The following is a 20,680-nucleotide window of genomic DNA, read 5'->3' as shown; positions in this document are numbered from 1 at the left end:
CCCCTCCCCCGTCACACCAGGGACAGTAGGGCCATGCTCCCCGCCGGTTCCCGGACGCGCCGCCTGCTCGCCCCGCTCCTGCTGGGCGCCCTGCTCGCCGGCTGCTCGGCAGCCGAGGAGGGGAGCGGCCCGGCCGCCGCGAGCTCCGCGGCGGCCCCCGAGCCGGCCGGTCCGGTGCTGCTGGTCCCGGGTTACGGCGGGAACACCGCCGGGCTCGAGCCCCTGGCCCAGCGGCTGCGCGAGGCCGGCCGCGACGCCACCGTGGTGCCGCTCCCGGGGAACGGCACCGGCGACCTGCGCGTCTCGGCCGCCGCTCTCGGCGAGGCGGCGGAGGCGGCGCTGGACCGCACCGGGGACGAGAGCGTCGACGTCGTCGGCTACTCCGCCGGTGGGCTGGTCGCCCGGCTGTGGGTGGCCGACGGCCACGCCGACGCGGTCCGGCGGGTGGTCACCCTCGGCTCGCCGCACCACGGCACCTCGCTCGCCGGGCTGGCCGGCAGCTTCTCCCCGCAGCAGTGCCCGGAGGCCTGCCGGCAGATGGTCCCGGGCAGCGAGCTGCTCGCCGGGCTCAACACCGACGAGAGCCCCGACGGCGTGGAGTGGATCTCGGTCTGGACGACGCAGGACAGCACGGTCACGCCCCCGGAGTCCGCCCGGCTGGACGGCGCGCTCAACCTCGTCCTCCAGTCCGTCTGCAGCGACGCGCAGGTCTCCCACGCCCAGCTGCCCACCGACCCGCTCACCCAGGGCGTCGTCGTCGAGCAGCTGTCCGCCGACGAGCCGGTCGAGCTGGGTCCGGAGGACTGCGCGCACCTGCGCGGGTGACGCCGGGCGTGAGCCCCCGCGCCCCGGGGCATGGAGCCCCCATGGCTGCCCCGATCAGCGACGCCGTCGTCGTCGACGTCCTGCGCCGGCTCGACCGGCTGCTCACCCCGCTCGTGAACCGCCTCGGCCGCCCACCGGCGCTCCCGCAGGAGGAGCGCGACGCGTGGTGGGCCGACCAGGTCTCCCGCGTGGCGGCCGGCGTCTCCGCCGCCCCGCGGTTCGCCGGCAAGCTGGCCGACCTGCTGCCGCTGCAGAACACGGTGGGCTCGGCGGTGCAGTCCGTCGTGGTGCTCGGCGTGGCAGGTGAGCACGGGGTGGACGACCCGGCCGAGCGGGTCGCCCTGCTGGCCCGCGTGCTGCTCGACCGCGACCTGCCCCCGGGCACGGTGCGGCCGCTGCTCTCGCACGCGAGGGGCACCTACCGGGAGGAGGCCTTCGGCGCCGCCGACCGGCGCCGGGGGGCCCTCGGTCCCGCCCGCACCATCTGGCGGGCCGCCCGCCTGCTCTCCCGCATCGACGAGTCGCTCGACGCCCGCCCGAAGGGCAAGCTGCGGCACCGCGCGCTGTCCAACCTGCCGGTCGTCGGCGTGGCCGGCGGCTACCTCTCCGAGCGGGAGGGGTTGCGCCGGGCCGCCTCGCGGGCGGCCCGGTTCCTCGGGGACGCCGGCGTCAGCGCGCGGGCGTGACCGGCACGACCTCGGGCACCGTCGCCGCCAGGTTGGCGTAGACCTCCCGGGTGGCCGTCGACCGGTTCATGGTGATGAAGTGGATGCCGGGCACGCCCTCGTCGAGCAGCGTGCGGCACAGCTCGGTGGCCACCTCGACGCCGTAGGCGCGCACGGCCGCCTTGTCCTCCGGCCGGTCGCCGTCGAGCTCGGCGAAGCGCTCGGCGAGCTCGGCCGGGAACGCCTGCCCCGACAGCTGCACGATGCGGGTGATCTGCCGCGCGTTGGTCACCGGCATGACCCCGGCGACGATCGGGACGTCGCAGCCGCGGGCGACCACGCGGTCGCGCATGCGCAGGTAGTCCTCGGCGCGGAAGAACATCTGGGTGATCGCGAAGTCGGCGCCGGCCCGGCACTTCGCCACGAACATCTCGACGTCGGTGTCGAAGTCCGGCGAGCGCGGGTGCCGCTCGGGGAAGGCCGCCACCCCGACCGAGAAGTCGCCCATCGACCGGATCAGCTCGACCAGCTCGGCGGCGTAGGACAGCCCCTCGGGATGGGCGACCCACTCCGCCTGCGGATCCGCGCCGGGCGGGTCGCCGCGCAGCGCCATGATGTTGCGGACCCCGGCGGCGGCCAGCCGGCTGACCACGTGCCGCAGCTCGGCGGTGCTGTGGTCGACGGCGGTCAGGTGCGCCATCGGCGTCATCGTCGTCTCGGTGGCGATCCGCTCGGTGACCGAGACGGTCCCCTCGCGGGTGGAGCCGCCGGCGCCGTAGGTCACCGACACGAACGAGGGCTGCAGCCGCTCGAGCTCGCGCAGCGCGGTCCACAGCTGGGGCTCGGCCTCCGGCGTCTTCGGCGGGAAGAACTCGAAGGACAACGTGGGCCGCTGCGAGGCGAGCAGCTCGCGCACCGTCTGGGTCACGGGCACCGAGGGTACGGGCACCCTTCCCGGACCCGGTGCATCCGGACGGGCCCCCGCGGCGGAAGGAGTCGCAGCGGACCACCCGACCAGCGGAGGAGCAGATGAACGGGAACGCCGGCACGACCTGGCCGTCGTCGCGCGCGATCGGATCGGGCGATACTGACCGGGTGACCACCGGGACGCAGCAGACCGAGTCCGCCGCACGCCCGGCGCCCTCGCTGGCCGCCGCCGAGCTGGACCGCCTGCGCGCCGCCGTCTCGGAGGCGCTCACCGAGTTCCTCGACCGCCAGCGCACCACGCTGGCCGGGATGGACGCCGGGCTGGTCCCGATCGTCGACGAGGTCGCCGCCCTGGCCTCCGGGGGCAAGCGGCTGCGGCCCTCCTTCGCCTACTGGGGCTGGCGCGGCGCCCGCGACCTCGGCCCCGGCGCCGCCGAGGACGACGCCGCGGTGCTGCGGGCGGTGGCCGCGCTGGAGTTCGTGCACGCCAGCGCGCTGGTGCACGACGACGTCATGGACGGCGCCGGCACCCGCCGCGGCCGGCCCTCCACGCACGTCGGCTTCGCCGCCCGGCACGCCGCCGACGCCCTCACCGGCGACGGAGAGCTGTTCGGCACCGGCGCGGCGATCCTCGTCGGCGACCTGGCCCTCGTGTGGTCCGACGAGCTGCTGCGCTGCTCCGGCATCTCGGAGAACGCGCTGAGCCGGGCCCGCGCCGTGTGGGACACCATGCGCACCGAGGTCACCGCCGGCCAGTACCTGGACCTGCTGCGCGCCGCCGGCGGGCTGCCCGGTCCCGACGGCGCGCTGCGGGTGGCCCGCTACAAGAGCGCCGGCTACACCGTGCAGCGGCCGCTCCAGCTCGGCGTCGCGCTGGCCGGCGCCGGCCCCCGGGTGGTCGAGGCCACGACGGCGATCGGTCTGCCGCTGGGCGAGGCGTTCCAGCTGCGCGACGACGTCCTGGGGGTGTTCGGCGACCCCGCCGTCACCGGCAAGTCCGCCGACGACGACCTGCGCGAGGGCAAGCAGACGCTGCTCATCGCCCTGGCCGAGGAGGCCGCGGACGACGCCGGCCGACGGCTGCTCGCCGGCGCGCTCGGCAACCCCGCCGCCGGTCCCGACGAGTTCGGGGCGCTGCGCGGGCTGATCGAGAGCACCGGGGCCCGGGCCCGCGTCGAGCAGCGGATCGCCGAGAGCACCGAGCGCGCGCGCACCGCGATCGCCGAGGCCCCCCTGGCCGAGGACGCCCGCGCCGCGCTCGACGCGCTGGCCGTCGCCGCGACCACCCGCACCGCCTGACGTGCGAACCGTCCCCGGGCGCACCGACCGCGTCGTCGTCGTCGGCGCGGGGCTGGCCGGGCTGGCCACCGCGCTGCGGCTGCGCGGCGCGGGCCGCGAGGTCACCGTGGTCGAGCGGGGCCCCGGTCCCGGCGGCCGCGCCGGCCGGATCGAGGAGCGCGGCTACGCGCTGGACACCGGGCCCTCGGTGTTCACCGCTCCCGAGGTCCTGGCCGACACCCTCGCCGCCGTCGGCGAGAAGCTCGACGACCGGCTGGAGCTGCTCCCGCTGGAGACCAGCTACCGGGCGCAGTACGCCGACGGCACGCACCTCGACGTGCACGCCGACCCCGAGGCCTTCGCCGCCGAGGTCGCGGCGCTCTGCGGCCCGGCCGAGGCCGACAGCCTGCGCCGCTACCTCGCCGACCTGGCCGAGCTGTACCGGCTGCAGCTGGCCACGTTCATCGACCGCAACCTCGACTCCCCGCTCGACCTGCTCGGACCCGAGCTGGTGCAGCTGGCCCGCCGCGGCGGGTTCGGCCGGCTCTCCTCGCACGTCGGCAGGTACTTCGCGGACGACCGGCTGCGCCGGCTGTTCAGCTTCCAGGCGCTCTACGCCGGCGTCTCGCCGTTCCGGGCGATCGCGGCCTACGCGGTCATCGCCCAGCTCGACATCGGCGCCGGCGTCTGGCACCCGGTGGGCGGCATCGGCGCCGTCCCCCGCGCGCTGGCCGCCGCGGCGTCCGACGCCGGCGTCGCCCTCCGGTACGGGACGGCGGTGCGCGAGCTGGAGACGGCCGGCGACCGGGTCACCGCCGTGCTGCTCGACGACGGCGAGCGGCTGCCGGCCGACGCCGTCGTCGTCACCGCGGACCAGCCGTGGCAGCTGGTGCCGGGGCTCCGCGGACCGCGCCGGCCGGTCTGGTCGCCGTCCTGCGTGGCGCTGCACGTCGGCGTGCGGGACGAGCTGCCCGGGCAGGCGCACCACACGATCAGCTTCGGGGAGTCGTGGCGGGGCGTGTTCGACGAGCTCACCCGCGAGGGCCGGCCGATGACCGACCCGAGCCTGCTGATCAGCATGCCGTCGCGGACCGACCGCTCCCTGGCCCCCGAGGGCGGCCAGGTGGTCAGCGTCGTGGCGCCGACGCCGAACCTCGACCGGCGCAGCGGCGGCAACCCCGATCTCGACTGGACGGCACTCGCCCCGCGCTACCGCGACGAGCTGCTGGCCACGCTCGAGCAGCGCGGCTGGACCGGGATCTCCGACGCCGTCGAGGTCGAGCACCTCGACACCCCGCTCACCTGGGCCCAGCAGGGCATGGCGGCCGGCACCCCGTTCGCGCTGGCGCACACCTTCGGCCAGACCGGGCCGTTCCGCCCCTCGACGCTGCCCCGCCGCGGGCCGGAGAACGTCGTGCTGGCCGGCTCGTCCGTGCAGCCGGGCGTCGGCGTGCCCATGGTGCTGATCAGCGGCCGGCTGGCCGCCGAGCGGATCACCGGGCCGGTGGGCCGGTGAGCCTCCTGCGGCCGCCCGGCACGCAGGCCGCGCGCCAGGAGCAGCTCACCGCGGCCTACCGGCACTGCGCCGCCATCGCCGCCGAGCACGGCAAGAGCTACCACCTCGCCACCCGGCTGCTCACACCCGACCGCCGGCCCGCGGTGCACGCGCTCTACGCCGCCGCCCGCGTCGCCGACGACTTCGTCGACCACCCCGGCGCGGACCCCGCCGGCGACCTCATGACCTGGTCGAAGGCGCTGCTCGAGGAGCTGGAGGCCGGCTGGTCGGACGACCCGGTCCGGCTGGCGCTGGTGCACACCTACCGGCGCTACGACATCCCGCTCGAGCACCTGGTCGACTTCCTCGCCGCCATGACCAGCGACCTCGAGGTCGACTCCTACCCCGACTTCGACGCGCTGGACCGGTACATGTGGGGCTCCGCCTCGGTCATCGGCCTGCAGGTGCTGCCGGTGCTCGGCACGGCGCCCGGCGTCACCCGGGAGGAGGCCGCGCCGCACGCGATCGCGCTCGGCGAGGCGTTCCAGCTCACCAACTTCCTCCGTGACGTCGGGGAGGACGTCGACCGCGGCCGGGTGTACCTGCCCGAGGACCTCATGGCCGCGCACGGGGTGACCCGCGGGCAGCTCGAGGCCAAGCGGTTCGACGCGAACTTCCGCGAGCTGATGCGGGAGATGGTGGCGGTCGTCCGCCGCCGGTACGACGACGCCGCGCCCGGCACCCCGATGCTGGCGCCGGAGTCCCGCGACTGCGTGCGGGCGGCCACCGACCTGTACGGCGGCATCCTGCGCGAGATCGAGCGCGCGGATTACCGGGTGCTCGACCGCCGGGTGTCGGTGTCCAAGCCGCGCCGCCTGGCCGTGTTCGCCCGCCGGTTGACCGCCGCCCAGCTGGCCAGGGTGAGCGTGACCATGGCGAAGCCGAAGAGCAGGTCCTCCACCGGCGCGTAGGCGATCCGCGGGCCCCAGATCGCCCGCTCGTCGTAGACGACGACGTCCAGGCCGGTCAGCACGCCGTTCATCAGCAGCTGGAAGCTCACGATGATCGCGTAGGCCACCCAGAACACCGGCCGGGTCACCATCCGGGTGCGGTACACCACCAGGTCGACCACGAGGACGGCGACGACGGCGGTCACGGCCAGGGCGGAGTAGCTCACGCGTCCGCCTCCTCGCGCGGGTAGCCGGCGTCCCAGCCGGTCACCTTCCGCACCGCCTCCAGCGCCAGCACCGAGCACAGCGGGACGACGAGGAAGAAGAGCACCTCCTCGACCGGGATGCCGCCGGGCAGCCGGACGTCGAGGGTCCGCACCGCCGAGTAGTCCCAGTGCCCCTGCGCGATCGCGTGGAGCACCCAGACGACGAAGACGGTGAACTCGGGCAGCACCGCCACGAGCAGCCGGCGCCAGCGGGCGTACACGCGCACCCGCAGGACCAGCTCCAGCGGCGCGGTCACCACGAGGCAGCCGACCAGCAGGCCGAGGTAGGTCAGCTGCTCCACGGCACGTCCTTCCCCCTGCGCGCCGGGGACGGATGCACCGGGGTCAGAACGCCGAGGCCTGGGCCCGGCGGGTCACCTCGGTGTGCCGGTCGTCGCGCAGCGCCTGCACCGGCGTCCCGGGCAGCGACTCGTCCTCGCGGAACAGCCAGTCGAAGGTCTCCTGCTCGGAGAACCCGCCGTCGCGCAGCACCGTCAGCAGGCCGGGCAGGTGCTTGAGCACCGCGCCCTCCTGGATGAAGTCGGCCGGGATCTTCGCGTTGCCGCTGCCGGGTACGGCCATCAGCTTGCCGTCGCGGATCAGCTGCCGGACCCGGTTCGGGGAGACCCCCAGGGCGTCGGCGACCTCCGCGGGCGTCAGCGTCTCCATAGGGTCGAGCCTATGGCGACCGCCGGACCGCTCTCCAGCCCGACCCCCGACGACCTGGGTCAGGAGCCGCCCCTCCTCGACCTCGACCGGCTCGAGGCCCGCGCCCGGGAGCGGTTGCCCGCCGACGTCTACGACTACTACGCCGGGGGCGCCGAGCTGGCGACGACGCTGCGCGAGGCGACCGGCGCCTGGCGCGGGTGGCGGCTGCGCCCCCGGGTGCTGCGCGGGGTGTCGACCGTCGAGCTCGGCACCAGCCTGCTGGGCAGCGAGGTGCGCACGCCGATCGGCGTCGCCCCCTGGGCCTACCAGGCGATGGCCACGCCGGAGGGCGAGCTGGCCACGGCCCGCGGCGCCGCCGCGGCCGGTGCGCTGATGACGGTGTCCACCAGCGCGACGCACGCGCTCGAGGAGGTCCGGGCGGCCACCGAGGGGCCGGCCTGGTTCCAGCTGTACCGGCTGCACTCGACCGCGCACACCGAGGACCTCGCCCGCCGGGCCGGCGACGCGGGCTACCGGGCGCTGGTCATGACCGTCGACCTGCCGCTGCTGGGCCGCCGCCTGCGCGACCTGCGGCACGACTTCGCGCTGCCCGCCGACCTCCGCATGGCCAACCACCCACCGGCCGACGACGGCGAGCGCCCCGGGCTGCGTTCCCTGGAGACGGCGACGTGGACCTTCGACGACGTCGCCCGGTTCGGCGAGATCTCCGGCCTGCCCGTCGTCGTCAAGGGCGTGCTGCGCGGCGACGACGCCGTCCGGTGCGTCCAGGCGGGCGCCGCGGCGGTCTGGGTGTCGACGCACGGCGGCCGGCAGGCCGATCCGGTGGTCCCCAGCGCCGCCGCCCTGCCGGAGGTGGTCGCCGCCGTCGGTGACGAGGTGGAGGTCTACGCCGACGGCGGGCTGCGCGCCGGGTCCGACGTCCTCACCGCGCTCGCCCTCGGCGCCCGGGCGGTGTTCCTCGGCCGGCCGGTCATCTGGGGGCTGGCCGCCGCGGGACAGGCCGGCGTCACCGCGGTGCTCGACGGGCTGACCGCGGAGCTGGCCCACACGATGGCGCTGTGCGGGCTGGCCTCGGTGCGCGAGGTGCCCCGCGACACGGTGGCCCCCGCCCGCGCCGGAGGCGGCGGCTAGCATCGAACCGGGCCGTGACTGGCGCGAAGAGGTGGGCACCCACCGGGGAGCGGCCCTGCACCGCTGCCGCGCGCCTGGGCGCCCACCGCTGTCGACGCCGGCCCCCGCAGGAGACCCTCATGACCGTTGCGCCCTCCACGTCCTTCGACGCCGCCACGGCCTCGACCGCCTACCGCAGCGCGCTGGAGGTCATCGGCGCCGTCGAGCCCCGGGTCGCCGCCGCGATCAGCCAGGAGCTGACCGACCAGCGCGAGTCGCTGAAGCTGATCGCCAGCGAGAACTACGCCAGCCCCGCGGTGCTGCTGACCATGGGCAACTGGTTCAGCGACAAGTACGCCGAGGGCACCGTCGGCCACCGCTTCTACGCCGGCTGCCAGAACGTGGACACCGTCGAGGCGCTGGCCGCCGAGCACGCCCGCGAGCTGTTCGGCGCCCCCTACGCCTACGTCCAGCCGCACTCGGGCATCGACGCCAACCTGGTCGCCTTCTGGGCCGTCCTCGCCCAGCGGGTGGAGGCGCCCGCGCTCGCCGCGGCCGGTGTGCGGCACGTCAACGACCTCACCGACGCCGACTGGGCCACCCTCCGCCGGGCTCTCGGCGACCAGCGGATGCTCGGCATGTCGCTGGACGCCGGCGGCCACCTGACCCACGGGTTCCGCCCCAACATCAGCGGCAAGATGTTCGAGCAGTCCTCCTACGGCACCGACCCGGCGACCGGCCTGCTCGACTACGACGCCGTCCGCGCCCGGGCGCGGGAGTTCAAGCCGCTGATCCTCATGGCCGGCTACTCCGCCTACCCGCGGCGGGTGAACTTCGCGACCATGCGCGAGATCGCCGACGAGGTGGGCGCCACGCTCGTCGTCGACATGGCGCACTTCGCCGGCCTGGTCGCGGGCAAGGTGCTCACCGGCGACTTCGACCCGGTGCCGCACGCGCACGTCGTCACCAGCACCAGCCACAAGTCGCTGCGCGGCCCGCGCGGCGGCTTCGTGCTGGCCCAGCCGGAGTTCGCCGACGCCGTCGACCGCGGCTGCCCGATGGTCCTGGGCGGCCCGCTCCCCCACGTCATGGCCGCCAAGGCCGTCGCCTTCGCCGAGGCCCGCCGCCCCGAGTTCGCCGGTTACGCCCAGCAGGTGGCCGACAACGCGCAGAGCCTCGCCGAGGGCCTGACCGGTCGCGGCGCCCGGCTGGTCACCGGCGGCACCGACAACCACCTGGTGCTGGTCGACGTCACCGGCTTCGGCCTCACCGGCCGGCAGGCGGAGTCGGCGCTGCTGGACGCCGGCATCGTCACCAACCGCAACGCCATCCCGGCCGACCCGAACGGCGCCTGGTACACCTCCGGCATCCGGCTGGGCACCCCGGCGCTGACCAGCCGCGGCTTCGGTGCCGCCGAGTTCGACCGGACGGCGGAGCTCATCGTCGACGTCCTGTCCGGCGCCACCCCCACCGCGACCCGCGACGGCGGCGTCTCGCAGGCGAAGTACGTGCTGGCCGACGGGCTGGCCGAGCGCACCCGCGCGGCGACCGCCGAGCTGCTCGCCGCCCACCCGCTGTACCCGGGGCTGGACCTGGCCTGAGGGCCCCCGGCGGCCGGGACTGAGGTGCTTTTCACCCGCACCACCGGTCCCGGCCGCCCCCTGGACCGCGTCGTTGGACCCGGGCGCCCGTCGGCGCTCCTACACTCGGCCAGGTGGACACCGCCGTGACCGACCCCGTGGTCGGCCTCGTTCTCGAGGGGCGCTACCGCCTCGAGGAGCGGGTGGCGCGCGGCGGCATGTCCACCGTCTACTCGGCCACCGACCTCCGGCTGCACCGGACGGTGGCGGTCAAGGTCATGGCCGAGCACCTGGCCCACGACCCCACGTTCGTCGACCGGTTCACCCGCGAGGCGCGGGCCGCGGCGATGCTCAGCCACCCGAACGTCGTCAACGTCAGCGACCAGGGCAGCGACCAGGGCCTGGTCTTCCTGGTGATGGAGCTGGTCCGCGGCCGGACGCTGCGCGACCTGCTGACCGCCCGCGGCCGGCTCACGGTCGCCGAGGCCTTCGCCGTGCTCGAGCCGGTGCTGGCCGGGCTCACCGCCGCGCACCGCGCCGGCATCGTGCACCGCGACATCAAGCCCGAGAACGTGCTCATCGGGGTCGACGGCGTGGTGAAGGTGGCCGACTTCGGCCTGGCCCGCGCCGTCGTCGGCAACGGCACCGCCCAGGCCAGCCAGACCGGCGGGGTGCTCATCGGCACCGTCGCCTACCTCTCCCCGGAGCAGCTCGAGCGCGGCAAGGCCGACGCGCGCAGCGACATCTACGCGGCCGGGATCGTGCTGTTCGAGATGCTCACCGGGCACCCGCCCTACGGCGGCGACACCCCTCTCGCGGTCGCCTACCAGCACGTGCACAACGACGTCCCGGCGCCGTCCGAGGAGGTCCCCGGGCTGCCGTGGCAGGTCGACGAGCTGGTCGCCCGCAGCACGCGGCGTGACCCCGGTGGCCGCCCGATCGACGCCGGGGCGTTCCTCGCCGAGCTCGCCGCGCTGCGCAAGGAGCTGGGCATCGAGCCGGTGCCCGTGCCCACCGGCCGCAGCACCGCCGGCCCGGGCACGCTGCGCCCGACCAACCGCCCCACCCGGCCGCGCCCGCACGACCGGCACCCCAGCGCGCCGGGCACGGCCGTCATGGGTGCCAGCAAGCGCACGAGCATGCTCCCCGCCCCGGGCGCCGGCCCGACGACCAACGTCGGCGGGCGCCGTCCCCCCGTGCGCCCCGGCGTGCCGCAGCACGTGCGCCGCCGTCGCGCGCGGCTGGCCGTCGCCGTCGTGCTGCTCATGGTGGTCACGGTGGGCGCCATCGGCTGGTGGTTCGGCAGCGGCCGGTGGACCGACGTCCCGGCGCTGGAGGGCAAGTCCCGCGAGGCCGCCGTCGACCTGCTGCAGGACGCCGGGCTGGACCCGAAGCCGGTCGAGGAGTGGAGCGAGACGGTGGCCGCCGGGGCCGTCATCTCCACCGACCCCGGGGCCGGTCGCGAGGCCATCCGCGGCACCGACGTGACCGTCGTCGTCTCCAAGGGCCCCGAGCGCTACGAGGTCTCCCCCGACCTCGTCGGCCGGCCGGTCGCCGAGGTCGAGGCGGAGCTCACCGACAGCCTGCCGGTGCAGATCCAGCTCGCCGAGGTCTACGACGACGAGATCGACGCCGGCCTGGTGGCCGGGTTCGACCCGCCCGCGGGCACCGAGCTCAAGCGCGACCAGGTGGTCACCGTCAACGTCAGCAAGGGCCACGCGCCGGTGGCGGTGCCCGACGTCCGCGGGCAGACCCCGGAGCAGGCCACGGCCAACCTGGAAGCCCTCGGCTTCACCGTCGAGCGGGCGGCGGACGGCCGCAGCGCCGACGTCGACAAGGGCGAGGTCATGGCCGTCGACCCGGCGCCCGGCGCGGCAGCTCCCTACCGGAGCACGGTGACGATCCAGGTCTCCGAGGGCGTGCCGATGGTGACCGTGCCCGACGTCGTCGGCATGAGCGAGGCCGAGGCCACCGCCGCGCTCCAGGCCGCCGGCCTGCAGGTCGAGGCGACGAAGTTCTTCGGCGACCGGGTCTTCCGGCAGAGCGTCAAGGCCGGCGAGTCGGTCGAGCAGGGCACCAAGGTCACCATCCTCCTCACCTTCGGATAGGCACTCCTCTCTCGTGAGCACACCCCGGCGTGTGCCGCCCATCGGCGCGCACATCCAGATCAAGGGCGGCCTGGCCAAGGGCGGCCTCCCCTACACCGACGCCGTCGGCGCCCTCGCGGTCCAGGTCTTCGTCGGCAACCCGCGCGGCTGGAAGCTCACCCCCGGCGACCCGAAGCAGGACGCCCTGTTCACCGCCGGGTGCACCGAGCGCGGCATCCCGTCGTTCATCCACACGCCGTTCCTGGTGAACGTCGGCTCGCCGACCGAGGCGACCGTCGAGCAGTCGATCGCCGCGATCGGGCACAACCTCGCGCGCGGCGCCCAGCTGGGCTGCGACGGCGTCGTCGTCCACGCGGGCTCCGCCGTCGGCGAGGACCGCTACGAGGCCGCGCTGCGCCAGCTGCACGAGCAGCTGCTGCCGGTGCTGGAGGCCGCCGACCCGGACGGGCCCCGGCTGCTGATCGAGCCGACCGCGGGCGGGGGCAAGGCGCTGGCCGCGACCGTCGAGGAGCTCGGCCCCTACTTCGCCGCGCTGGAGGACCACCCGCTGCTCGGCGTCTGCTTCGACACCTGCCACATCTGGGCCGCCGGGCACGACCTGGCGACGCCCGGCGGGATGACCGCCACGCTGGACCTGCTGGGGGCCACCGTGGGTCCTGGCCGGCTGGGGCTGGTGCACGCCAACGACTCGCTGGACGGCTGCGGCTCCAAGCGCGACCGGCACACGACCATCGGCGAGGGCTCGATCGGGGTCGCGCCGTTCGCCGAGCTGCTGGCCCACCCGTCGATGGACGGCATCGCCGTCGTCGTGGAGACCCCGAGCGAGAAGGACGGCGACCCGTGCGGCGGGCACGCCGCCGACATCAAGCTGCTCAACTCGCTGATCGGCGACTGACCGCCCGACCCGACGTCGAGTGCGACGAACTCGTGGCCATCAGCGGCTGATCGCCACGAGTTCGTCGCACTCGGCCGGCGTCAGCGGGCGAGGAGCTCCGTGAGGACGGCGGCGGCGCGCTCGATCCCCGCTCGGTCGACGTCCAGGTGCGTCACCAGGCGGATGCGGGTGGGGCTGACCTGCGACACGAGCACGCCCTGCGCCTTGGCGGCCTCCGCGAGCACGGGCGCGTTGACGCCGTCGAGGACGACCATGTTGGTCTCCACCGACGCAGGGTCCACCCCGAGCCGCTCGGCCAGCAGCCGGGCGTGCTCGTGGTCCTCCCCCAGCCGCGGCAGGTGGTGGTCCAGCGCGTACAGGCACGCGGCGGCCAGCACGCCGACCTGCCGCATCCCGCCGCCGAGCCGCTTGCGCCAGATCCGGGCGCGGGCGATCCGCTCGGCCGAGGCGACCAGCACCGACCCGACCGGCGTCCCGAGACCCTTGGAGAAGCAGACGGACGCGGTGTCGGCGAGGCGGCCGTAGGTGTCGAGCGGCACGCCCGACGCGGCGTGCGCGTTCCAGATGCGCGCGCCGTCGAGGTGGACGGCGACGCCGGCGCCGCGCGACCACTCCCACAGCCGCTCCAGCTCGGCCAGCGGCTGGACCCGGCCGAAGCCGCGGTTGTGCGTGTTCTCCACGGCCACCGCGGCGGTCGGCGTCAGGTACGGGTCGCCCTGCGGCCGCACCTGCGCGATCAGCGCGTCGGCGTCGAGCAGACCACGGTCGGAGACGACGGTGCGGGTGGACAGGCCGAAGATCGCCGCCGCGGCACCCATCTCGTAGGTGACCACGTGCGCGTCGGCGTCGCAGAGCACCTCCTGGCCGGGCTCGGCGACCAGCCGCATCCCGATCTGGTTGCCCATGGTCCCCGAGGGCACGAAGAGCGCCGCCTCGTGGCCGAAGAGCTCCGCCGTCCGCTCCTCGAGCGCGGTGACCGTGGGGTCCTCGGCGTACACGTCGTCGCCCACCTCGGCGTCGGCCATGACCTTGCGCATGCCGTCGGTGGGCCGGGTGACGGTGTCCGACCGCAGGTCGACGTGCTCAGCCACGGAGCATCTCCGCGACGAGGAACGCCAGCTCCAGCGACTGCCCGGTGTTCAGCCGCGGGTCGCAGGCCGTCTCGTAGCGGCTGTTGAGGTCCTCGTCGCTGATCTCCATGGCGCCGCCGAGGCACTCGGTGACGTCCTCGCCGGTGAGCTCGACGTGGATGCCACCGGGCCAGGTGCCCAGCGCCCGGTGCACGTCGAAGAAGCCGAGCACCTCGTCGACGACGCGGTCGAAGTGCCGAGTCTTGTAGCCGGTGGACGACTCGTGGGTGTTGCCGTGCATCGGGTCGCACTGCCACACGACCTGGTGCCCGCTGGCGGTCACCTTCTCCACGATCGCCGGGAGGACGTCGCGGATCTTGCCGTTGCCCATCCGGCTGATCAGGGTGAGCTTGCCGGGGATGCCGTCGGGGTCCAGCCGCTCGACCAGCTCGGTGGCCTGCTCCGGCGTCGTCGTCGGCCCGATCTTCACACCCACCGGGTTGGCCAGCTTCGAGGCGAACTCGATGTGCGCGCCGTCCATCTGCCGGGTCCGCTCCCCCACCCAGACGAAGTGCGCGCTCAGGGCGTACGGGCGGCCCTCGTGCACCCGCAGCAGGGCGCGCTCGTAGTCGAGGATCAGCGCCTCGTGCGAGTTGTACAGCTCGACGCCGCGCAGCGCGTCGGAGTCGATGCCGCAGGCCTTCATGAACGCCAGCGCGCGGTCGATCTCGCGGGCGATGACCTCGTAGCGCACGCCGGCCGGCGAGCTGGCCACGAAGTCCTGGTTCCAGTTGTGCACGGCGTGCAGGTCGGCGAGGCCGCCCCGGGCGTAGGCCCGGATCATGTTCATCGCCGCGGCGGAGTTGGCGTATGCGCGCACCAGCCGGTACGGGTCGGGGATCCGCTTCTCCAGCACCGGCTCGAGGTCGTTGACCATGTCGCCGCGGTAGGAGGGCAGACCGAGGGCGTCGGTGTCCGACGAGCGCGGCTTGGCGTACTGGCCGGCCACCCGGCCGACCTTCACGACCGGGACGCTGGCCCCGTAGGTGAGGACGACGGCCATCTGCAGCAGCGTCCGCGTGGTGGCCTGCAGGTGCGGCTCGGTGTTGAGGTCGAAGGTCTCCGCGCAGTCACCGCCCTGCAGCAGGAAGGCCTTCCCCTGCGCGACCTCGGCGAGCTGGGCGCGCAGCGTGTCGACCTCGGACGGCGCCACGATGGGCGGCACGGTCGACAGCGTCCCCAGGACGGCGTCGAGGGCGGCGCGGTCGGGCCACCGCGGCTGCTGGGCGGCGGGCAGCTCCCGCCACCGGTCCAGACCGGGCACCAGCGCAGCAGGATCGGGAAGGCTCACACGGTCCAGGGTACGGCGCGCCCTTTCCTAGCCCGCGGGACGCGTCTCATCCGAAGAACACCTCGGCCTCGGCGTAGCGCTCGACCGGCACCAGCTTGAGCTGCGCCGTCGCCTCGGCGAGCGGCACCCGCACGATGTCGGTGCCGCGCAGCGCGACCATGACGCCGGACTGCCCGTCGTGGACGGCGTCGACCGCGGCCAGCCCGAACCGCGTCGCCAGCACGCGGTCGAACTGGGACGGCGTGCCGCCACGCTGCAGGTGGCCGAGCACCACCGCGCGCGCCTCCCGGCCGGTCCGCTCCTCGATGAGAGCGGCCAGCGCGGCCCCGATCCCACCCAGCCGTACGTGCCCGAAGGCGTCGAGCTGGCCGGTGGAGGTCGTCAGCGCGCCCTGCTTGGGCGCGGCCCCCTCGGAGACCACCACGATCGGCGAGAAGCCCGACGCGAACCGGTGCCGGCAGTGCTCCACCACGGCGTCGACGTCGAACGGGTTCTCGGGGACGAGGATCACGGTGGCCCCACCGGCCATGCCGGCGTGCAGCGCTATCCAGCCGGCGTGCCGGCCCATGACCTCGACCACCAGGGTCCGGTGGTGGCTGTCGCCCGTGGTGTGCAGCCGGTCGACGGCCTCCATGGCCACGCCGACCGCGGTGTCGAAGCCGAACGTGTAGTCGGTGCCGTTGAGGTCGTTGTCGATCGTCTTGGGCACCCCGACCACGCGTACGCCGGCCTCCCCCAGCCGGGCGGCCACGCCGAGGGTGTCCTCGCCGCCGATCGGGACGAGCGCGTCGATGCGGTGCCGCTGCAGCGTCTCCAGCACCCGCTCCGGCCCGCCGTCCACGCCGTAGGGGTTGGTGCGCGAGGTGCCCAGCACGGTGCCGCCGCGCGGCAGGATCCCCCGGACCGAGGCGAGGTCCAGGGGCACCGCGTCGTCCTCCAGCAGCCCCCGCCAGCCGTCCCGGAAGCCGACGACCTCGTCGCCGTGCTCGCCGAGCCCCTTGCGCACCACGGCCCGGATCACCGCGTTGAGACCGGGGCAGTCGCCCCCTCCGGTCAGGATGCCGATGCGCATGGGTGCCTCCGGGAGGACGGTCCCGCGGACGGGTGGTCGCCGCCATGATGCCGCAGGTCAGACCCCCGTGGCGCCGTCGATCCGCTCGCGGATGAGATCGGCGTGCCCGTTGTGGCGGGCGTACTCCTGGATCACGTGGACGAGCACCCGGCGCAGCGAGTACTCCTCGCCGGAACGGCGGTCCACGCCGGTCACCTCCAGCGACGCCGCGGCCCGCTCGATGCGCCGCGCGTGCCCGATCTCGGCCTCCCACGCGGCGCGGGCCTCGGCCACCGAGGCCCCGGCCACGTCGAAGGCGGCCTGGAAGTCGCCGCCCGGCGACCAGACCAGCGGGACGTCCTGACCGTCCACGACCCGGCGGAACCAGGAGCGCTCCACCTCGGCCATGTGCCGCACCAGCCCGAGCAGGGACAGCGACGACGGCGGCGCGGCCGCCCGGCGGAGCTCCTCGTCACCGAGGCCGGCGCACTTCCCGGCCAGGGTCTCGCGGTGGAAGTCGAGGTAGGCGCGCAGCAGCTCCCGCTCACCGCCGGTGCGGGGGACGTCGGTCCGCGTCGTCGTCACGGTGCGGATCGTGCCGGATGACGATCCGGTCACGGAGGTCCTTTCCCGTTCCGGTTCCGCGCCGGGCTGCCGAGAACCCCGGGGACGACGGCGGTGGAACGGCCGCCGCACCGACCACCGGAGGACCCTCGTGCCGCTTCACCCCCCGACGCTGCCGACCTGGGCGGCCCCCTCGGGCTGGGGCATCAGGACCAAGGTCGTGGCCCTCGCGGTCGCCAGCGTCGCCGTCACCGGCGTCGCGATGGGCGGCGTGAGCGCCTGGCAGAGCGGCCGGTTCGCCGACGACGCCAAGGTCGACGTCGGCGCGCTGGTCGACGAGGACATCTCCCGCACCGCGGACGGCGTGCACGACGTCGTCGCCACCCAGGGCGCCTCCACGGCGGCGAAGGTGGACTCCGACCTGGCCACCGCCCAGTACGTGCTCGCCCAGGCCGGCGGCTTCTCCATCGCCGACCCGAAGGCCGGGCTGGTGCCCTGGGACGCCAAGAACCAGGTCTCGGGCGAGGTCACCCCGGTGCAGCTGCCCCGGGTGCTCGTCGGCGGCCAGTGGCTGGGGAAGAACGCCGACGTCGCCGTCCCGACGCCCGTGGTCGACACGATCAAGTCGATGACCGGCGCCACCGTGACCATCTTCCAGAAGACGGAGACGGGCGACTTCCTGCGCGTGGCCACCAACGTGGTCGCCGCCTCCGGCGCCCGCGCGATCGGCACCTACATCCCCTCGTCGAGCCCCGTGGTGCAGACGGTGATGAGCGGCCAGACCTACCGGGGCAACGCCTTCGTCGTCGACTCCTGGCTCGTCTCGGCCTACGCGCCGATCACCGGCCCGGCCGGCGACGTCGTCGGTGTGCTCTACGTCGGCGTCAAGCAGGAGGCCCTGCCCGCCCTGCGGGAGAGCCTCAACGGCACCACCGTGGGCGACAACGGCTACGTCGAGGTCTACGGCGGCACCGCCGACCGCGCCGGCACGGTGCTGATCAGCCCGGACGGCGTGCGCGACGGCGAGAACCTGGTCGAGGCCACCGACGCCGAGGGCACCCCGTACGTGCAGCGGATGGTGGAGACCGCCGTCGCGCTGGAGGACGGCGAGCAGGCCACCGTCCGCTACGTCGACCCCGACGCCGGGCCGACGACGGCGCGGCTGACCTACTACGCCCCGTGGGACTGGGTCATCGCCACGGTCGCCCGGGACGGCGACTTCTCGGGCCCCGTGGACAACCTCGGGGCCGGCCGCTCGTCGATGCTCATGGCGCTGCTCGTCGCGGGCGTGGCCATCGCGCTGGTCGGCGGCGCCGTCGCGCTGTGGATCGGCCGGCGGCTCACCGCCCCGCTGGAGCACCTGCGCGACCGCATGGCCGAGATCGCCGACGGCGAGGGCGACCTGACCCAGCGCATGGACGAGGACCGCTCCGACGAGGTCGGCCAGCTGTCCGCCGCCTTCAACCGGTTCGTCGACAAGGTGGCCGGCACCGTGCGCGACATCGGCCGCTGCGCGCAGCAGGTGGCCTCCTCCGCGGCCGGCGTCTCGACCGTCGCCGACGGGCTCGCCCAGCGGGCCACGCGCAGCCGCGACCAGGCGCAGGGCGCGCACCAGGTCGCCGCGGAGATCAGCAGCAGCGTGTCGGCGGCCGCCGCCGGCGCGTCGGAGATGGGCGCCTCCATCGGTGAGATCTCCCGCAGCGCGAGCGAGGCGGCCGAGGTCGGCCGGCAGGCCGCCGCCCTCGCCGAGCAGACCGAGCAGACCATCGCCGCCCTGGGGGCCAGCTCCGCCGAGATCGGCGACGTGGTCAAGGTGATCGCAGGGGTGGCCGAGCAGACCAACCTGCTGGCGCTCAACGCGACCATCGAGGCCGCCCGCGCCGGGGACGCGGGCAAGGGCTTCGCCGTCGTCGCCAACGAGGTCAAGGACCTCGCCCAGGAGACGGCCAAGGCCAGCGAGGAGATCGCCCAGCGGGTGCAGGGCATCCAGGCCGAGACGACCGAGGCGGTGCGCTCCATCTCCCGGATCGCCGACGTGGTCCGCTCGATCAACGACCACCAGACCACGATCGCCAGCGCCGTCGAGGAGCAGACCGCCACCACCGGCGAGCTCAGCCGCAGCGTCGCCGCCGCGGCCGACGGGGCCGGCACGGTGACGACGACGCTCACCACGGTCAGCCAGGACGCCGAGGGCAGCGCGAGCGACGTCGAGCGGGCCCGCGCCGCGGCTCAGGAGCTGGACGCGCTCTCCCGGGAGCTCAACCGGCTGCTGGGGGCGTTCACCGTCTGACCGGTGGCCATGCTCCACACGGTGGGGCCGCCGTCCGGCAGCACCCACTCGGAGCGCACCGCCAGGCCGTGCGCCTCGTAGAAGGGGACGTTGGCGGGGTTCATCGTGTCCAGGCAGGCGACCAGCCCGTCGGCGCTCGCCGCGGCGATCCCCTGGTCGAGCAGCCGGCCGCCCAGCCCCTGGCCCTGCGCGTCCGGGTGCACGCCGAGCAGGTGCAGGTAGGCGTGCGGGGCGTCCGGCCGCCGCTCACCGACGCCCCGCAGCGCACCGCCGACCCGGGCCGCGCGCTCGGGGCCCATCAGCGCGGTCATGAGCCCGCCGATCGACGGCAGCTCGTCGGCCCCGTCGTCGTCGTCCGCGGGCTCCGGCCACTGCCACATCGCCACCGCCAGCGGCCGCTCCCTGCGGACGACGTCGACCCGGCCGCCGGCCAGGTAGTGCTCGGCGAACAGGCCGAACAGCGCCGCGCAGCAGTGCGGGCGCGACTCCTCGTCCGGGAAGAACCAGACCATCAGCGGGTCGTCGGCGAAGGCCCGGGCCAGCAGGGTCCGCGCCTCGACGGCGGTCAGCTCGGTCACCCGGCCAGGCTGGCCCAGGGTGCGCGCGGCGCCAAGGGTCAGCCGCGCGCTGCCTCCATGACCTTCCAGCGCTCCAGGTTGTAGCGGGCGTCGACGAGTGCGTCGTGCGTGCCGGACGGCTTCGGCGGCAGCGGCGGCTGCCCGAGGTCGTCCCACCGCTGCCGCAGCTCGCGGGTGAACCGCGGGATGGGCCGCGGAAGCGCCGGCATCGCGCCCCACAGCTGGGCCAGCGCCACGTGGTCGTAGGCGGCGAACCAGGCCCAGAGCTCGATCTCCTCCCCCGGTCCGGTGAGGAAGGCCAGCAGGTCCTCGCGGATCCGCTCCCGGCTGCGCCACGCCCGGTCCGCCGGAGGCGGCAGCTGGTCGAGCACGTTGCGGCGCACCCACGGGATCGCCTTGCGCTCGTCGAACTCGGTGCTCACCGCGTAGAACTCGCGGCCCTGCTCGTCCACGACGCCGATGGAGACGAGGTCGATGGTCGTGCCGTCCTCGATGAACTCGGTGTCGTAGAAGAACCGGCGGGCGCTCACGCGGACACGGTAGAGCCGTCGTGCGGCGGGGCCGGCTCCTGCCAGCTGTCCCGCACGGCCACGGCCTCCACCTCGACCAGCTGGTCGGGGTGGCCGAGGACCGTGACCCCGACCAGGGTGCTCGGGGCGTCGTGGTCGCCGAAGGCCGCGCGGACGACGTCCCACGCCGCCACCAGGTCGGCGCGCTCGGTCGTCGCCACGTACACCGTGGTCTTGAGGACGTCGCCCAGCCCGGCCCCCGCGCCCTCCAGCGCGGTGGTCAGGTTGGCCATCACCTGGCGGGCCTGGCCGGCGACGTCGCCGACCGCCACGGTCCGCCCGTCGGCGTCCAGCGGGCAGGCGCCGGCGGTGAACACCATGCGCCCCGGATCGGTGACCGCCGCGTACGCGTACGGCGCGCTGCTCAGCGTCGGCGGGTGGACGAGCTCGATGCCTGTGGTCACGCGCCCGATGATGGGTCACGCCGGCGCGCGCCGCC

The 20,680-nt window shown here is 75.0% G+C and carries 20 protein-coding genes, 1 pseudogene and 1 riboswitch; of the genes and pseudogenes, 10 read left to right on the top strand and 11 right to left on the bottom strand.

Features of this window, described 5'->3' with window-relative positions:
• Window positions 1-33: 33 nt before the first annotated feature.
• Together DQ241_RS14675 and DQ241_RS14670 are read left to right on the top strand one after the other, a co-directional pair.
• Window positions 34-825: an alpha/beta fold hydrolase gene (locus DQ241_RS14675; RefSeq protein ID WP_113830941.1), complete on the top strand. Its 792-nt coding sequence runs from the start codon at window positions 34-36 to the stop codon at window positions 823-825.
• Between the two features lie 41 nt (window positions 826-866).
• A complete protein-coding gene (locus tag DQ241_RS14670; RefSeq protein ID WP_113830940.1) occupies window positions 867-1,511 on the top strand; it encodes a hypothetical protein in 645 nt (214 codons plus the stop codon).
• On the opposite strand, the gene metF is transcribed toward DQ241_RS14670, so the two are convergent.
• Window positions 1,495-2,418 carry a methylenetetrahydrofolate reductase [NAD(P)H] gene (gene metF / locus DQ241_RS14665; protein WP_199584577.1) on the bottom strand — a complete coding sequence of 308 codons (924 nt, stop codon included), beginning with the start codon at window positions 2,416-2,418 and terminating at the stop codon, window positions 1,495-1,497. The genes DQ241_RS14670 and metF overlap by 17 nt on opposite strands.
• A gap of 167 nt (window positions 2,419-2,585) precedes the next feature.
• Between metF and DQ241_RS14660 the strand changes: the two genes are divergently transcribed.
• Genes DQ241_RS14660 through DQ241_RS14650 form a run of 3 tightly spaced genes read left to right on the top strand, consistent with a single transcriptional unit; the run spans window position 2,586 to window position 6,161 of the window.
• Window positions 2,586-3,716 carry a polyprenyl synthetase family protein gene (locus DQ241_RS14660; RefSeq protein WP_199584575.1) on the top strand — a complete coding sequence of 377 codons (1,131 nt, stop codon included), beginning with the start codon at window positions 2,586-2,588 and terminating at the stop codon, window positions 3,714-3,716.
• A gap of 1 nt (window position 3,717) precedes the next feature.
• Entirely contained in the window at window positions 3,718-5,211 is a 1,494-nt protein-coding gene (crtI, locus tag DQ241_RS14655) for a phytoene desaturase family protein (RefSeq protein ID WP_113830937.1), read from the top strand.
• On the top strand, window positions 5,208-6,161 hold the full coding sequence (locus tag DQ241_RS14650) for a phytoene/squalene synthase family protein (RefSeq protein WP_199584573.1): 954 nt from the start codon (window positions 5,208-5,210) through the stop codon (window positions 6,159-6,161). Before crtI ends, DQ241_RS14650 begins: the two co-directional genes overlap by 4 nt.
• Here the strand turns inward: DQ241_RS14650 and DQ241_RS21125 are convergent.
• The 3 genes and pseudogenes from DQ241_RS21125 to DQ241_RS14635 all read right to left on the bottom strand — a co-directional run.
• A pseudogene (locus DQ241_RS21125) lies at window positions 6,158-6,307 on the bottom strand (lycopene cyclase domain-containing protein); the annotation flags it as partial. The gene DQ241_RS14650 and the pseudogene DQ241_RS21125 overlap by 4 nt on opposite strands.
• Before the next feature lie 56 nt (window positions 6,308-6,363).
• Complete coding sequence (locus DQ241_RS14640; RefSeq protein ID WP_113830935.1) at window positions 6,364-6,708, bottom strand: lycopene cyclase domain-containing protein; 345 nt, start codon at window positions 6,706-6,708, stop codon at window positions 6,364-6,366.
• A gap of 43 nt (window positions 6,709-6,751) precedes the next feature.
• Complete coding sequence (locus tag DQ241_RS14635; protein WP_113830934.1) at window positions 6,752-7,075, bottom strand: Rv2175c family DNA-binding protein; 324 nt, start codon at window positions 7,073-7,075, stop codon at window positions 6,752-6,754.
• A gap of 12 nt (window positions 7,076-7,087) precedes the next feature.
• Here DQ241_RS14635 and DQ241_RS14630 point away from each other — a divergent pair, with 12 nt between their 5' ends.
• The 4 genes from DQ241_RS14630 (at window position 7,088) to DQ241_RS14615 (ending at window position 12,768) form a co-directional block, all read left to right on the top strand.
• The gene (locus tag DQ241_RS14630) at window positions 7,088-8,206 is read left to right on the top strand and encodes an alpha-hydroxy acid oxidase (protein WP_113830933.1); all 1,119 of its coding nucleotides are present in this window, start codon (window positions 7,088-7,090) and stop codon (window positions 8,204-8,206) included.
• A 4-nt stretch (window positions 8,207-8,210) separates the two neighbouring features.
• Window positions 8,211-8,293: riboswitch (ZMP/ZTP riboswitch) on the top strand.
• 32 nt (window positions 8,294-8,325) lie between these two features.
• Entirely contained in the window at window positions 8,326-9,786 is a 1,461-nt protein-coding gene (locus tag DQ241_RS14625; RefSeq protein WP_113830932.1) for a glycine hydroxymethyltransferase, read from the top strand.
• 113 nt (window positions 9,787-9,899) lie between these two features.
• Window positions 9,900-11,873: a Stk1 family PASTA domain-containing Ser/Thr kinase gene (pknB, locus tag DQ241_RS14620; RefSeq protein WP_113830931.1), complete on the top strand. Its 1,974-nt coding sequence runs from the start codon at window positions 9,900-9,902 to the stop codon at window positions 11,871-11,873.
• 13 nt (window positions 11,874-11,886) lie between these two features.
• Window positions 11,887-12,768, top strand: a complete 882-nt coding sequence (locus tag DQ241_RS14615; RefSeq protein WP_233492447.1) for a deoxyribonuclease IV — start codon at window positions 11,887-11,889, stop codon at window positions 12,766-12,768.
• A gap of 80 nt (window positions 12,769-12,848) precedes the next feature.
• On the opposite strand, the gene DQ241_RS14610 is transcribed toward DQ241_RS14615, so the two are convergent.
• From DQ241_RS14610 to DQ241_RS14595, 4 genes are read right to left on the bottom strand one after another with little or no spacing between them, the layout of a single operon-like run.
• Entirely contained in the window at window positions 12,849-13,859 is a 1,011-nt protein-coding gene (locus tag DQ241_RS14610; protein ID WP_113830929.1) for a low specificity L-threonine aldolase, read from the bottom strand.
• Window positions 13,852-15,189: a class II 3-deoxy-7-phosphoheptulonate synthase gene (locus DQ241_RS14605; RefSeq protein ID WP_113830928.1), complete on the bottom strand. Its 1,338-nt coding sequence runs from the start codon at window positions 15,187-15,189 to the stop codon at window positions 13,852-13,854. The genes DQ241_RS14610 and DQ241_RS14605 overlap by 8 nt, the downstream gene beginning before the upstream one ends.
• 46 nt (window positions 15,190-15,235) lie before the next feature.
• The gene (locus DQ241_RS14600) at window positions 15,236-16,261 is read right to left on the bottom strand and encodes an ATP-dependent 6-phosphofructokinase (protein ID WP_113830927.1); all 1,026 of its coding nucleotides are present in this window, start codon (window positions 16,259-16,261) and stop codon (window positions 15,236-15,238) included.
• Between the two features lie 57 nt (window positions 16,262-16,318).
• A complete protein-coding gene (locus DQ241_RS14595; RefSeq protein WP_113831187.1) occupies window positions 16,319-16,825 on the bottom strand; it encodes a DinB family protein in 507 nt (168 codons plus the stop codon).
• 130 nt (window positions 16,826-16,955) lie between these two features.
• Here DQ241_RS14595 and DQ241_RS14590 point away from each other — a divergent pair, with 130 nt between their 5' ends.
• On the top strand, window positions 16,956-19,094 hold the full coding sequence (locus DQ241_RS14590) for a methyl-accepting chemotaxis protein (RefSeq protein WP_233492446.1): 2,139 nt from the start codon (window positions 16,956-16,958) through the stop codon (window positions 19,092-19,094).
• On the opposite strand, the gene DQ241_RS14585 is transcribed toward DQ241_RS14590, so the two are convergent.
• The 3 genes from DQ241_RS14585 to DQ241_RS14575 are packed head-to-tail and all read right to left on the bottom strand — an operon-like array spanning window position 19,034 to window position 20,645.
• Window positions 19,034-19,672, bottom strand: a complete 639-nt coding sequence (locus tag DQ241_RS14585; RefSeq protein WP_113830926.1) for a GNAT family N-acetyltransferase — start codon at window positions 19,670-19,672, stop codon at window positions 19,034-19,036. The genes DQ241_RS14590 and DQ241_RS14585 overlap by 61 nt on opposite strands.
• A 38-nt stretch (window positions 19,673-19,710) precedes the next feature.
• Window positions 19,711-20,202 carry a polyadenylate-specific 3'-exoribonuclease AS gene (locus DQ241_RS14580; RefSeq protein ID WP_113830925.1) on the bottom strand — a complete coding sequence of 164 codons (492 nt, stop codon included), beginning with the start codon at window positions 20,200-20,202 and terminating at the stop codon, window positions 19,711-19,713.
• The gene (locus DQ241_RS14575; protein WP_113830924.1) at window positions 20,199-20,645 is read right to left on the bottom strand and encodes a RidA family protein; all 447 of its coding nucleotides are present in this window, start codon (window positions 20,643-20,645) and stop codon (window positions 20,199-20,201) included. The genes DQ241_RS14580 and DQ241_RS14575 overlap by 4 nt, the downstream gene beginning before the upstream one ends.
• Between the last annotated feature and the right edge of the window lie 35 nt (window positions 20,646-20,680).

Origin of the sequence: Blastococcus sp. TF02A-30, from assembly GCF_003319185.1 — a bacterium.
Lineage (GTDB): Bacteria > Actinomycetota > Actinomycetes > Mycobacteriales > Geodermatophilaceae > Blastococcus.
The sequence above is the reverse complement of the archived record's forward strand: the minus strand, read 5'-3'. Positions and strand labels throughout refer to the sequence as shown.

What these genes read in the sequence shown, in the direction of transcription:
- DQ241_RS14635 (WP_113830934.1), bottom strand. Translation starts at nt 7,075, where the DNA reads ATGGAGACGCTGACGCCCGCGGAGGTCGCCGACGCCCTGGGGGTCTCC.
- DQ241_RS14630 (WP_113830933.1), top strand. Translation starts at nt 7,088, where the DNA reads ATGGCGACCGCCGGACCGCTCTCCAGCCCGACCCCCGACGACCTGGGT.
- DQ241_RS14670 (WP_113830940.1), top strand. Translation starts at nt 867, where the DNA reads ATGGCTGCCCCGATCAGCGACGCCGTCGTCGTCGACGTCCTGCGCCGG.
- DQ241_RS14625 (WP_113830932.1), top strand. Translation starts at nt 8,326, where the DNA reads ATGACCGTTGCGCCCTCCACGTCCTTCGACGCCGCCACGGCCTCGACC.
- DQ241_RS14675 (WP_113830941.1), top strand. Translation starts at nt 34, where the DNA reads ATGCTCCCCGCCGGTTCCCGGACGCGCCGCCTGCTCGCCCCGCTCCTG.
- DQ241_RS14600 (WP_113830927.1), bottom strand. Translation starts at nt 16,261, where the DNA reads ATGCGCATCGGCATCCTGACCGGAGGGGGCGACTGCCCCGGTCTCAAC.